16 protein-coding genes are annotated in these 13205 nt (G+C 38.5%); 4 read left to right on the top strand and 12 right to left on the bottom strand.

Going from position 1 to position 13205, the window contains the following annotated elements; all coding sequences use genetic code 11:
* From VMW81_07555 to VMW81_07520, 8 genes are all read right to left on the bottom strand, one after another.
* The coding region (locus VMW81_07555; protein HUU50799.1) for a sigma-70 family RNA polymerase sigma factor at positions 1–313 on the bottom strand (313 nt) is incomplete at its 3' end.
* A 141-nt stretch (positions 314–454) separates the two neighbouring features.
* A complete protein-coding gene (locus VMW81_07550) occupies positions 455–865 on the bottom strand; it encodes an Rrf2 family transcriptional regulator (protein ID HUU50798.1) in 411 nt (136 codons plus the stop codon).
* A gap of 180 nt (positions 866–1045) precedes the next feature.
* Positions 1046–1402 carry a cupin domain-containing protein gene (locus tag VMW81_07545; protein ID HUU50797.1) on the bottom strand — a complete coding sequence of 119 codons (357 nt, stop codon included), beginning with the start codon at positions 1400–1402 and terminating at the stop codon, positions 1046–1048.
* Positions 1403–1414: 12 nt separating this feature from the next.
* A complete protein-coding gene (locus VMW81_07540) occupies positions 1415–2176 on the bottom strand; it encodes an epoxyqueuosine reductase (protein ID HUU50796.1) in 762 nt (253 codons plus the stop codon).
* A 41-nt stretch (positions 2177–2217) separates the two neighbouring features.
* Positions 2218–2976 carry a Nif3-like dinuclear metal center hexameric protein gene (locus VMW81_07535; GenBank protein ID HUU50795.1) on the bottom strand — a complete coding sequence of 253 codons (759 nt, stop codon included), beginning with the start codon at positions 2974–2976 and terminating at the stop codon, positions 2218–2220.
* A 41-nt stretch (positions 2977–3017) separates the two neighbouring features.
* Positions 3018–3779, bottom strand: a complete 762-nt coding sequence (locus VMW81_07530) for a DUF364 domain-containing protein (GenBank protein ID HUU50794.1) — start codon at positions 3777–3779, stop codon at positions 3018–3020.
* 71 nt (positions 3780–3850) lie between these two features.
* Entirely contained in the window at positions 3851–4819 is a 969-nt protein-coding gene (locus VMW81_07525; protein HUU50793.1) for a quinone oxidoreductase, read from the bottom strand.
* Between the two features lie 26 nt (positions 4820–4845).
* Positions 4846–5151 carry a ferritin family protein gene (locus tag VMW81_07520; protein HUU50792.1) on the bottom strand — a complete coding sequence of 102 codons (306 nt, stop codon included), beginning with the start codon at positions 5149–5151 and terminating at the stop codon, positions 4846–4848.
* Between the two features lie 386 nt (positions 5152–5537).
* Here VMW81_07520 and VMW81_07515 point away from each other — a divergent pair, with 386 nt between their 5' ends.
* The gene (locus VMW81_07515; protein ID HUU50791.1) at positions 5538–6395 is read left to right on the top strand and encodes an NAD(+)/NADH kinase; all 858 of its coding nucleotides are present in this window, start codon (positions 5538–5540) and stop codon (positions 6393–6395) included.
* 24 nt (positions 6396–6419) lie between these two features.
* Positions 6420–8117, top strand: coding sequence for a DNA repair protein RecN (gene recN / locus VMW81_07510; GenBank protein HUU50790.1), 1698 nt, complete (start codon positions 6420–6422; stop codon positions 8115–8117).
* A gap of 25 nt (positions 8118–8142) precedes the next feature.
* Here the strand turns inward: recN and gltA are convergent, their stop codons facing one another.
* The 4 genes from gltA to coaD form a co-directional block, all read right to left on the bottom strand.
* Positions 8143–9555 (bottom strand): NADPH-dependent glutamate synthase, encoded by a 1413-nt coding sequence (gene gltA / locus VMW81_07505; protein HUU50789.1) that lies wholly within the window; start codon positions 9553–9555, stop codon positions 8143–8145.
* Complete coding sequence (locus VMW81_07500) at positions 9545–10411, bottom strand: sulfide/dihydroorotate dehydrogenase-like FAD/NAD-binding protein (GenBank protein ID HUU50788.1); 867 nt, start codon at positions 10409–10411, stop codon at positions 9545–9547. The genes gltA and VMW81_07500 overlap by 11 nt, the downstream gene beginning before the upstream one ends.
* 119 nt (positions 10412–10530) lie before the next feature.
* Entirely contained in the window at positions 10531–11724 is a 1194-nt protein-coding gene (locus tag VMW81_07495; GenBank protein ID HUU50787.1) for a pyridoxal phosphate-dependent aminotransferase, read from the bottom strand.
* 9 nt (positions 11725–11733) lie between these two features.
* Positions 11734–12222: a pantetheine-phosphate adenylyltransferase gene (gene coaD / locus VMW81_07490; protein ID HUU50786.1), complete on the bottom strand. Its 489-nt coding sequence runs from the start codon at positions 12220–12222 to the stop codon at positions 11734–11736.
* Positions 12223–12401: 179 nt separating this feature from the next.
* Between coaD and VMW81_07485 the strand changes: the two genes are divergently transcribed.
* Complete coding sequence (locus tag VMW81_07485) at positions 12402–12791, top strand: hypothetical protein (protein ID HUU50785.1); 390 nt, start codon at positions 12402–12404, stop codon at positions 12789–12791.
* A gap of 60 nt (positions 12792–12851) precedes the next feature.
* Positions 12852–13205: cobalamin-dependent protein (locus VMW81_07480; GenBank protein ID HUU50784.1), on the top strand; the 354-nt coding region annotated here is incomplete at its 3' end.

The raw sequence follows: 13205 nt of genomic DNA, 5'->3' as shown, positions 1-13205 counted from the left end.
CCCCTTGCTGTTTTGCAAGGGCATGCCTGATTGAAGTGCGAATCCACCAAACAGCATAGGTGATAAACTTGATCCCCTTTGTAGGATCAAATTTCTTTGCTGCCCTTATTAATCCAATATTCCCCTCATTAATTAAATCGCCTAAAGGAACGTCCTGCCTCCTGTATCTATTCGCGATACTGACAACAAAACGGAGATTTCCCTCCACGAGTCTCCTCTCGGCCTCTTTATCACCCTTTCTAATCCTCCTTGCCAATTCTATCTCTTCTTCCCTGTCTAATAATCCTAATTTCGAGATATCCTTTAAATACATTGAAATAGGATTAAATACCTTATTCCTTTCTATCCCATTTCCTCTTGCCTTTTTCTGAATATTTGTATTAGCCATTCAATTCTCCTTTCACTATGAAGTTTTAAATAAGACCAATTTAGTCTTTTTTATGGATAAAAAAAATTATTTTGTTATCTTTTCTTTGGCAATATCAGCTATTGTTGTATTCTCAAAAATATTTTTCATATTATCTCTTACTTTATCCAGAACCTTTGATAACGAACAATTTTTAAACCTATTACATTTTTCATTATCAACCTCACACCAGCCGATTGTTGTTGGTCCCTGAACAATATCTAAAATCTCCTTTAGAGTTATTTCTTCTGGAGATTTAGCCAAAGAAAAGCCACCTCTAACCCCTTTATAAGAATTTAAGATCCCATTTTTAGAAAGTCTCTGAAATATCTTGGCTAAGAAGCTCTCTGGAAGTTCCCAAGATTCTGCTACTTCTCTTGTATAAACGATATCCTTTTCTTGCTGTGCTATATAGGTAACTCCTAAAATCCCATATTCACCTTTTCTTTTTAGCTTCACTTATATCTCCGTCTAAATAGGACTATTTTAGTCTTTTTTGGAAATATACAATCATTCTTATTTTTTGTCAAGCCTTTTTTTAAATTTTAGCATTGATTATTGTGAAAATTAATTTAACAGAGGATAAGTAAAATTTCGAGTAAGGATGCCTTTCTTAAAAACTTCAATTAAATCAATGTACTAAGATTTGTTCTTTTCTGGATTTGGAATAATGCAAACAAGTTCCAAGGTTTCTTTGGATGTATTTTTGAACTGATGATTTTCATTTGGCTCCACAAAGAGGCTTTGCCCCACTGAGATTACATGCTCCTTTTTGGATGCATCAACCGCTATTCCCTGTCCTTTCTCAATCTTAATCACATGCTCATAAGGATGATTATGAAAAGGGGTATGCCCTCCTGGCTGTATCTTGAAATACCTCATGATAATCTTTTCTGAGCCTTCGTTCTGTCCGATGAGAATCTTCATGGTCACATCCTTGGCTCCTTCCATATCAACACACTTATCCTCAATCGAAGAGTCCTTTCTTATCTTCATATTTTATCCTCCTCACCTATTATATGAGCACTCTTTTGACCTGCCCTGAGGACAGAGAGACACACAAATACCGCAGATAAGCTCTGTTTCTCCGATGCGTTCTTTTGTTAACTCCCTGCAGGTTTCCATGCATCTAAAGGCATCAAAAAATTCCTCCCTCTTCATTTTCGGTTTCCAATCTATATCCGATCCTGCCATTGCAGGACAGTTCTCAATACAAATAGTACAGTTATTGCATAAGCTTTTTTCTAAGGGCGTACCAACCTTCAGCTTATAGTCTGTTAAAACAGAAACAAGCCTCAGCCTTGGTCCAAATCTCTTAGAAACAAGCAAAGCAGTTTTTCCTATCCATCCCAGACCGCTCCTTGTGGCTCCAATCTTATGAGAAAAGTCTGAGCTCAATTCTTTTTGAAATTTAGAGGTCTTTTTTACTTCATCTGGTGTTGATGGAGGGAAAGCCACGGCCCTGCATCCTAAACTTTCTTCGATAGAATTCCTGATCTTATCCGATATCTCTCTAAGTTTCTGATTTACATCTCTGTAATGTTCTAAATATTTACGAGTAGGACCATCAGAAATACTATCGATAATTTCATCATCTAATTTAAGCCCTATGGTAATACAATAATCCAATCCTTTGGCATTTGAAGGTACATAGTCTTTAACATAGGAAAACCCATAAATATATTCCTGATTCCTTCCTGCTATCTCATAAACAGATTGTTTGATTAAACCTTCTAATATGCTTCCTTTATTTATTCTTCTCTTCTCCATCAATTTGGAACTTCCTTTTAATGCTTTGCTTTATTCAAGGATTAAATTGGTGTAGGTTCTTCAATAAAGATTGTTTCTATCCCAAACCTCTTCGCCAGATCTTTACCCAAAGCAATGACCCCTAGTTTTTCTGAATGGTAATGTCTAATATAGAGAACGTTTATTCGTGATTCTCTTGCCAGATGATAGTTCTCATGAACGTGTTCTCCAGTAATAAAGCAATCCAAATCCTTCTCTATGGCTTCTATCAGACTTTTTGCACCGCCACCAGAAACAATCCCTATCCTTTTAATCTTATCTTTTCCAAAGGGTAATATCTTGGAAACACCCCCTATCTTTTGATTGATCCTTTTTGTCAACTCTTCTATAGAAAAGGTTTTTATAAGCTCCCCTTCAAAACCAATCAGGTTTCCCTCATACTCGCCAAACTCTCTGATTTTTCTCAAATTGATCGTCTTGCAGAGCTGGATATTGTTTCCTAGTTTGGGATGCAAATCAAGGGGAATGTGGGCAGCATAGAGATTTATTTCATTTGTTAGGAGAAAGGAGAGGTTCTGCTTTATGGTCTTTGAAACAGATTTTATACCGCCCCAGATCAGGCCGTGATGAGCAATTATCATCTGGCATCTCTTTTTCCTGGTCTTTTCAAAAACCGCCATACAGGCATCAACAGCCAGAGCTATCCTCTTGATATTCTCTGTCCCCTCAACCTGAAGACCATTACAAGAGAGATCATTAATTTCAGATATTCTGAGCTCTTTATCCAGATAGGATACAATCTTCTTTCGGTTATTTTTCATCAACGTCATCCCTTCTTTAGCTAGATTTTTTCATCCTTTATCTAAAAGATGAGGTTGATAAAATCCAAATAGGGTCGCATTATCATTGTCCCGCCTCCCTCAGAGACAATCTGTAAAATCTTCTCAGGGTTTATTACCCGAGAACTGGCCAGGTGATTGATTGGCGTATCAAAAAATATCTCTGTAGCCAGAGGCGTAGAGGGTCCGAGAAGAACAACTCTTCTTGTCGAACCAAGTGAATTGAGAATGTCTTCTAATGTACTGTTCAGGATAGATGTGGCAGTGATTAAAGCAACGGTACAATTTTTAAGCGGGGTTTTCCCTTTATTGGGAGAAACCACCTCTCCTTGACCCCTTTCCTTTTCAATGATCGTAAGATTAGACGTGATGCTTTTGATCTTTGAAACGAGAGGCCTAAAAAGTCCAACCATTGCAACACGGTCCTCAGGGATCAATTTTATTAACTCTATCGTATCTCTTCGATCAATGCCTTGAAGGTCTCTTCCCGAAAGAATGGAGTTAGCAGTGGCCAGGCCAAGCGATTTTGAGACAACCGATTCAGAATGCAAAAGCATTTCCAAAAGGTAACTTGCATCTTTTCCCTTTAGTGTCCCCGCATCACTCAAAGTTGTACATCCTCCTCCAATCTCCTCTCTTAAGACAGCGGCGAGACCTGTTCGGTTATCTTCTAATTGAACAGCGGTGAAACCAAGGCCAATACGGATATCCTTAACTAAGGTCCTCTCTGCCTCTCGGTGGAGCAATTCCACAATTCTTTTAGCGATAGTATTTTCTGGTAACATACCTTCTTTATGAAATATTAAAATATTTCTCCTGCAAAAAATTAAAGTGAGTTGGGGCTTTTCTATTTTTCCTATACACCCAGCAGCAGTTTTCCCGTTGACTTTCTTCCTTCCAGTTGCTTTTGAGCCTCTGCAGCATTCTCAAGGGGAAACACTCTGTCAATTCTCAGCTTTAATTCACCTTTAGCAATCCACTTAAAAATTTCTCCAGCTCTTCGTAAAAGCTCATCACGGTTTGCTGCGTAATGAGCCAAAGTAGGACGTGTAAGAAAAAGAGACCCTTTAGCGGACAATATTCCTGGATTGAATGGAGCGATTGGGCCACTTGATTGTCCAAAGGAAACAAGACAGCCCCTTGGTCTCAAGCAATTGAGGCTTCCCTCAAAGGTGGTTTTCCCGACGGAATCATAGACAACATCAACCCCCTGATCATTCGTTAATCTCTTTACCCCCTCCTCAAAATCACTCTCTGTATATAAGATTATTTCATCTGCTCCTGCATCCTTTGCCAAAGAGGCCTTTTCTTTGGTTGATACAGTACCAAATACCTTAGCACCAAGGCGCTTTGCTATCTGAATAAGGAGGAGGCCGACACCACCGGCTGCGGCGTGGATAAGAAGTGTATCCCCTTTTTTTAACGGATACGTACTATGTGTTAAATAATGAGCGGTCATTCCCTGAAGCATGACTGCTGCTCCTGACTGAAAATCAAGATTTTCTGGTAACTGCACCAACTTCCATGAGGGAACAACAGCAAATTCTGCATAGGAGCCTTGTTGCATTGCATAGACAACGCGATCCCCTATCTCCACCTCAGAAACATTATCTCCCACAGCATCCACAACACCAGCACCTTCCATGCCTGGTGAGAAGGGGATTTTGCTTGGATAGAGACCTGTTCGATGGTATATGTCAATATAGTTAACTCCTGCAACTTCGATTTTGACACGGACCTCACCGGATCCTGGTTCTGGCAGGGGAATTTCTTCAATACGGAGAACATCAGGTCCTCCGTATTCATGTATTCGAATCGCCTTCATAACTATATTTTTATTACGAGGAGCCCTTAAAGCCCAAGCTTTTTCATCTCTTCCTCAACCTCCTCAGCCCCTTCTTGATAAAATTTTTCTTCATCAGGAGCCAAGTGTTTAAGGAGTCTTAAGAATTCACCTGCATGAATACGCTCTTCATTTGCAATATCTATTAATACCTCTTTGGAAAGCTTATCATCGATAGATTCAGCAAGCTGGACATACAGCTGAACTGCTTCATATTCGGCTGCAACCATAAAACGAATGGCCCGAACCAGCTCCTCCTTGGTTAATTTTCGATCAGCCTTCATTCCGCTAAATGGGCTTCCAAATTCTGGCATATTAACCTCCTTTATGAAAAATAGAAAGAATTTAAATGGTTCCTCTAGCCGTTATTTATCATGAGCAATTCATTTTCTGAAGTATATTTTAAAAGAAAGAAGTTTGTAAAGCTAAAAAAGGGAATTTGAAATATACTAGACAGCTATTTACCATAGGAATAATTTTGGCCTGTCCTAAAAAAGAAACTTTTTATTATGGGAAGTATTCAAGGCTTCGCATAAAGAATTGAGGCATCAAATATATGATATTAAAGGATTTATTTAATGCCAAGCCTATTTATCAGAAAAAATTTTAATTTGTCCAAAATCAAAAGAAAACAAATTGGACTGAAAGATAATATATGCTATAGTATAGTTTAACTTAATAATTAGCAAAGGTAGAATAAATGGATAGGATAGGAATAATAGCTAAACCACACAGACACGAGGCAAAAGAAATTCTAGATAAACTCGTCCCTTGGTTAAAAGAAAATAAAAAAGAGGTATATATTGACATAGATACAGCTTCCCTTATTGGACTGAGCTCTCCATATCCAAAACCTAAGATACCATCAATGGTAGATATGATAATTGTATTAGGAGGAGATGGAACGCTCCTGAGTGTTGCGAGATTGATTAATGATAATGATGTGCCCATTTTTGGAGTAAATCTTGGTGGAATGGGTTTTCTAACAGAGGTAACACGTGAAGAATTGTACCCTGCTTTAGAAAAGATATTTTCGGGAGATTATATTGTCCATGAACGACTCAAATTGACTACTCATATCTATCGACAAGGTGAGAAGATTGCAGAATATAGTGCAATTAATGAAGTAGCTATAAATAAAGGGGCCTTAGCCAGAATAATAGATCTAGAGGCTTTTATTGATGGTAAATATTTAGCAACATACAAGGCGGATGGCCTTATTGTTTCAACACCAACTGGCTCAACAGCATATTCCCTGTCTGCTGGTGGACCAATCATATATCCTACAATGGAGGCATTAATATTAAATCCAATCTGTCCCCACACCTTGACAAATAGACCTCTGGTGGTACCTGATAATGTAAAAATAGAAATAACCTTAGCTTCTGAGAATGAGGATGTCTTTCTTACCATGGATGGACAGGTGGGTTTTGCCTTGAAATATAGAGATATGGTCCAGGTAAAAAAATCTCATCGAAAGATTAAACTCATCCTCTCCCCTGACAAGGATTACTTTCAGGTACTAAGAGAAAAACTAAAGTGGGGAGAGAGGGCGTAAAACTTTTTTATTTACAAGTAAGCGATGCTAAGGGAACTACGTATCAAAAACTTTGCAATAATCGACCTCCTGAATATAGAATTTGACCCCGGCTTAATTATTTTTACTGGAGAGACAGGTGCTGGCAAGTCTATTATTGTTGAGGCTCTAGGTTTAACCTTGGGCAGCAAAATTTCTCCGGATGATATAAGATCCGGTGAGGACAAAGGATATGTAGAGGCCCTTTTTGATATTACAAAAGAAGCCCCTCTTAAAAAGAGACTTGAGGAGATTGGAATACAGACCGAAGATGGAGAATTAATTCTAAAAAAGACTTTTTCTTCTTCAGGAAAGAGCAAATCTTATATAAATAACAATCTCGTTACCCTAACCGTTCTCTCTGAGGTTGGTAAAAGATTAGTAGATTTTCATGGCCAACATCACCACCAGACACTCCTTCATCAAGAAAACCATATTGATATCATTGATTCTTATGGAAAACTCCTGAGCAGAAGAGACAAATTAACCCAAGATTACATTCAATATTGCAAATTAAAGAGAGAACTTGATCATTTAGCAAAAGACAATCGAGAAAGGATACAAAGAGAAGACCTCATCAGGTTTCAAATGAAAGAGATTGATGAGGCGGGATTAAAAACAGGGGAAGATACTAGATTAAAAGAAGAGAAAAATATCTTGGCCAATTCTGAGAAATTATATGAGAGTTCTCAAGAGTTATACGAACTTCTCTATTCCTCGGAAGGCTCTATTATCGAGCAGTTAGGAAAGATAACAAATATTCTTCATAAAATGGTTGATATCGACAAATCTTTAAAAGATGCATTAAAAGATGGGGAGAATAACCTTGTTCAGCTAGAAGAACTCTCTAGGACTCTGAAAGATTATGAAAAATCTTTAGAGTTCAACCCTGAAAGATTAACAGAATTGGATGATAGACTAGCCCTGATTAACTCACTAAGACGTAAATATGGTTCTACAATAGAAGAAATCCTTAGATACAGAGAATCTCTGGATGAGGAATTAGATAGGATTGTACACCATGACCAGAAGATTTTTGAGATAAAGAAAAGACTCAAAGAATTGGAGGATGAATTGAGAAAAGCTGCTTTGAAGCTATCCAGGGAGAGAAGGAAGATTGCCTTAAAGATTGAAGGAGAAGTAAAAAAAGAGCTAAAAGAATTAGGTATGGATAGAGTTGCTTTTCGAGTAAGATTTAGCCACAGCTTGGATGAGGATAGTTTTATTAAATGGGAGGGAAATTCAGTTAGTCTAAAAGAAAAAGGGATAGACAACATTGAATTTCTCTTTTCTCCCAACTTGGGGGAAGAGTTAAGGCCTCTTTCTAAGATAGCTTCTGGTGGTGAAATTTCAAGAATGATGTTGGCCTTGAAGAGTATTTTGACCAGAGATGATAATATTCCGATCATGGTTTTTGATGAGGTTGATTCTGGAATCGGGGGAAGAATAGCAGAAATTGTAGGATTGAAGTTAAAAAAGGTTTCAAGGGGTCATCAGGTATTCTGTATAACCCATCTCCCTCAAATTGCAAGTCAGGGAGATTATCATTTTAAAGTGACAAAGGAGATCCAAAATAAGAGGACCATTGCTACCATAAAAGAGCTGACCTCAAGAGAAAAGGTTGAAGAGATAGCCAGGATGTCTGGAGGCAAAAAGATAACTGAAACAACAAGAAAATACGCAAAAGAGCTTTTAGATAAGTAGTAATTTAAGATGAAGCGATTCTTATTTAATCTTTGTTTTCATCTCTTAGATATTTATCAATAGCAGCTGAAGCCCTTCTTCCTGCTCCCATTGCCAAAATAACAGTCGCCCCTCCTGTAACGATATCTCCTCCAGCAAAAACCCCCTTCTTGCTGGTCTCGCCTGTTTCTTCATTGACTAAAATTGTACCCCATTTACTCGTCTTTATATCAGGAGTCGTTTTAGGAATAATCGGATTTGCCCCTGTACCTATGGCAAAGACAACGGTATCGACCTTCAGCTGGAATTCTGAACCTTCTATGGGCACGGGTCTTCTTCTGCCTGATTCATCAGGCTCTCCCAGCTCCATTCTAAGGCATTCAATGGCTTTCACCCATCCATCTTTATTTCCGATAATCCTTACGGGATTACAGAGAAAGTGAAACTGAACCCCCTCCTCTTCAGCATGCATAATCTCTTCATCTCTGGCCGGCATCTCTTTTTTCGAACGCCTGTAGACGATATAGCCATTATCCGCTCCAAGGCGAATCGCTGTTCTTACCGCATCGAGGGCTGTATTCCCCCCGCCAATAACCGCCACATTCTTCCCCCTGATAATTGGGGTGTCGTATTCGGGGAAAAGATAGGCCTTCATGAGATTCGAACGGGTCAGATATTCATTTGCAGAATAGACACCGTTGAGATTCTTTCCAGGTATCTCCATAAAATAGGGGAGTCCTGCTCCTGTCCCTATGAAAACAGCGTCAAAACCGTTCTCAAGTAATTCGTCAACGCTTTTAAGCTTCCCGATGATAGAATTACACTCTATCTTTACCCCCATCTTTTTCAGATAATCGATTTCTGCCTTGACAATCGCTTTTGGGAGCCTGAACTCAGGGATTCCGTAGACAAGCACCCCACCAGGTTTATGGAGCCCTTCGAATATAGTCACCTCGTGTCCCAGCTGAACGAGGTCTCCGACCACAGTTAAAGAAGCAGGCCCTGAACCGACCACAGCGACCCTTTTCCCTGTGGGTTTTGCCACTTTTGGTATCTCAACATGGTTTTTCTCCCTTTCATAATCGGCAGCGAACCTCTCAAGATGCCCTATGGCAATCGGTTCCCCTTTCACTCCGAGGACACATACAATCTCACACTGTTCCTCCTGGGGACAGACTCTTCCGCATATTGCTGGGAGGGCATTGTCCTCTTTTATCTTTCTGGCTGCAGCGACAAACTCCCCTTTTGCTATCAAATCGATGAAATCGGGGATCTTTATATTTACCGGGCAACCAGGATTACATTTCGGGTTTTTGCACTGAATACACCTCTTTGCCTCTTTTATAGCCTTTTCAGGCGTATATCCAAAATTGACCTCATTAAAATTTTTTATCCTCTTCTTGGGATCATGGGAAGGCATCTTTTCTCTTCCCGGTCTTTTTTTCTTTTCATCGCTCATTTTTATCTCTCTTTATGCATAAGCTATCATGTTTTTCCTTCGCTATCTTATAAGAGATCTCTTCATCCTTTTTATAGACCGCTTGCCTTTTAACCAGCTCATCAAAGTCGACCTCATGACCATCGAAATCCGGACCATCGACACAGGCAAATTTTGTCTCGCCCTTGACCGTCACCCTGCAGCCACCGCACATACCAGTTCCATCCACCATGATCGGGTTCAAGCTGATATAAGTCTTTATCTTGAGAGGTTTTGTCATATTACAAACCGCCCGCATCATGGGAACAGGACCGATGGCATATATGCGGTCTATTTTGATCCCTTCTTCAATAAGGTTCTTCAGAATATCGGTTACAAAACCATGCTGGCCGTAGCTTCCATCATCAGTAGAAATTTTCAACGAGGTGCTGGCCTCTTTCATCTCTTTTTCCATTAATAAGAGATTTTTACTCCTTGCACCAATAATCGATATGACACTATTCCCCAATTCTTTTAACTTCTTCGCAATAGGATGGAGAGCCGCTATACCGAAACCTCCTCCCATGCAGACTACATTCCCAATTTTTTCTTCAATATGGGTCGGGACTCCCAAAGGACCTACGATGCTTAAAATCGAGTCACCTTTTTTCAACATTCCTATCCTTAAGGTACTCGCTCCCACCTCCTGAACCAAAACGGTTATACTTCCCTCATTTTTGTCAATATCTGCAATGGTTATGGGAATTCTTTCTGCTTTTTCATCAATACAGAAGACAACAAATTGACCAGGTTTGGCTTTTTTTGTAATTTCAGGGGCTTTTATCCTTAGCATATGGGTTTGAGGTGCTAATTCTTCTTTTTCGAGTATCTTAAACAATTTTTTCCTCTATTCTATACTAAATTTATAAGGAGAATCTCTCTCTTTCAAGAAAAAAATTGAGCGAGATTAATTTCGCTCTTCATATTTAGCTAATCTTCATTATGAAAGAATAAAACCTACTCTAATTTCCCCAAAGCCTTCTCTATTCTGTCCATCCCCTTTTCAATATCCTCCATAGAAATAGCATAAGAAATCCTCACATAGTCATCTGCACCAAAGGCGATCCCAGGAACAAAGGCAACTTTAGCCTCATCTAAAAGGTAGGTTGCAAAATCTGAAGAATTATTAATAGTCATCTTCTTTGTCTTTTTGCCATAGGTTTTTGAGACATTGGGAAAAACATAAAAGGCTCCTGGAGGATTAAAACAAGAGATGCCCTTCATCGAGTTAAGCCTTTTTATGATATAATCTCTCCTCTTCTTAAACTCTTCTACCATTCGTTCGACAGCTTCCTGTGGTCCGTTGAGTGCCTCTACACCTGCCTTTTGAACGAATGATGTGGGATTAGATGTACTGTGACTTTGAATCTTAACCATGGCCTTAGTTATATCTTCCCTTGCTGCACTATATCCCAGTCTCCATCCTGTCATTGAATAGGTCTTTGAAAGGCCATTGGAAACAATCGTGAGTTGTTTGATGTCTTCCCCTAAAGAAGCAATACAAGTATGTTGATGACCATCATATACGATCTTTTCATAAATTTCATCCGAGATTATAAAAATCCCTTTAGAAACAGCAAAATCTGCCAACTCTTCCAGCTCTTTTTTCGAATAGGCTGCTCCTGTTGGATTACAAGGATTATTGATGACAATAGCCTTTGTTTTATCTGAACAGTTCTTTTCTAAATGTCCTCTCGTAATCTTGAACTCTGTCTCTTCGTTAGTATCAATGATAATGGGGGTGGCCTCAGCCAGGATGACTTGCGCGGGAAAGGTTACCCAATAAGGTGAAGGGATGATTACTTCATCTCCTTTCTGAAACAACGCCTGAGCTATATTATATAGAGAATGTTTCCCTCCACATGAGACAATAATTTCGGTTCTTTTATAATCCAAACCGCTATCTCTTTTGAATTTTTCTATTATCGCATCCTTTAATTCAACGATTCCGTCAACCGGTGTATATTTGGTAAACCCCTCCCTTAGAGCCTTTATCGCAGCTTCCTTTATATTCTCAGGGGTATCAAAATCAGGCTCTCCTGCTCCAAAACCAATAACATCAATCCCCTGAGCCTTCATAGCAACAGCCTTTGCCGTTATCTCTAAAGTGGGAGATGGTTTTATATCCTGGACTCTTTTGGTTAAAGACATGGTTACCTCCTATTTATCCTTTTTGAATTTTTTTAACAGAGCATCTCTTACAATCTCTGGCACCAAACCCTTTACATCGCCCCCATAAGCAGCAATTTCTCTCACAATACTTGAACTCAAAAATGTAAATTGTTCACTAGGCATCATGAAAATCGTTTCAACTTCATTGTTGAGAACTCGGTTCATTAATGCCATTTGAAATTCATATTCAAAGTCAGATACAGCCCTAAGTCCACGTATGACTATATTTGTATTGATTTTTTTTACATAATCTGTTAAGAGGGTGTTAAAAGATTTAACCAAAACATTGTCGATATCTTTTACCCCTTCTTTAACAAAAGCTTTTCTTTCCCCAGTGGTAAAGAGAAATTCTTTTTTAGAGTTATCAACCACGGCTACAATCAGTTTATCAAATATCTTAGAGGCCCTTTTTATGATATCTATATGCCCAAAGGTTATGGGATCAAATGTACCCGGATAAACAGCTATTTTCTTCATAACTTATCCTTAAATTTTTTTAAAAGACAAAAATGATAATATAAAAATAAAAATGTGTCAACAAAAAGGTTATGTTGATAAAAACTACAGCAAAAGCGCAAAATAATGTTGATTAATATTTCTCTGTGTGTTAAAAAAATTTAAAAATCTTTCTTTAATCTCTAAATTTTTTAGAAATTATGGCACCGATAAATATAATAGCAATTGTGCTGGGTATGATCATTGTCATTACAAGACTCCCAGGAATTATATGGCCCAAAAACATGAGGGAGTTTATTTTTAAATTCCTTGAAAATACTTATGCAATAAAACTGACAGGACTCTTTTTATTTATCCTATCTCTGATAATATTTTTCCTCTTTTTAAAAGAGAGAACTATAGTAGAAATGATTATCATTATTTTAGGATTGATATGGCTTCCATTAGGAATAATGATCTTTTTTTATCCAGACCTATATAGAAACCTTGGTCAAAAAGTCATGGGAAAGTCCTTGACGAGAATCAGGGTTCTATGTAGTATTGGATGCTTTTTTGGTCTGCTTTTGATCTTACTGGGTTTGTTTGGCTAAAAAGAGGGTTTCTATAAAAAGCAGTTCTTTTTTGTTATTATCTGAGTAAAGGATTGATTGATGTCGAAAGCGGATCTGATTCTTATCCATTCTCCAAGTGTATACGGTTTCAGAAGTAAGTCTATTCTCTATGGACCCACAAGTGATGTAGTTCCCTCCACCCCTGTTTTTGAGATGTATCCCATCGGTTTTGTCAGCCTTGCTGAATACTTAGAGAGGCACGGTTATAATGTCAGGATTCTTAATCTGGCTGTTCGGATGCTCAACGACAAAGGATTTAACCCGAAGAAAGTCCTTAAGTCATTAAAGCCCAGGGCTTTTGGAATAGACCTCCACTGGCTTCCCCATGCCCATGGTAGTTTAGAAACCGCCAAGATCCTCAAGGAGTATCACAGAGATATCCCCATCATTTTT

The organism is Nitrospinota bacterium (assembly GCA_035528715.1).
Lineage (GTDB): Bacteria > JADFOP01 > JADFOP01 > DATKYB01 > DATKYB01 > DATKYB01.
The sequence above is the reverse complement of the archived record's forward strand: the minus strand, read 5'-3'. Positions and strand labels throughout refer to the sequence as shown.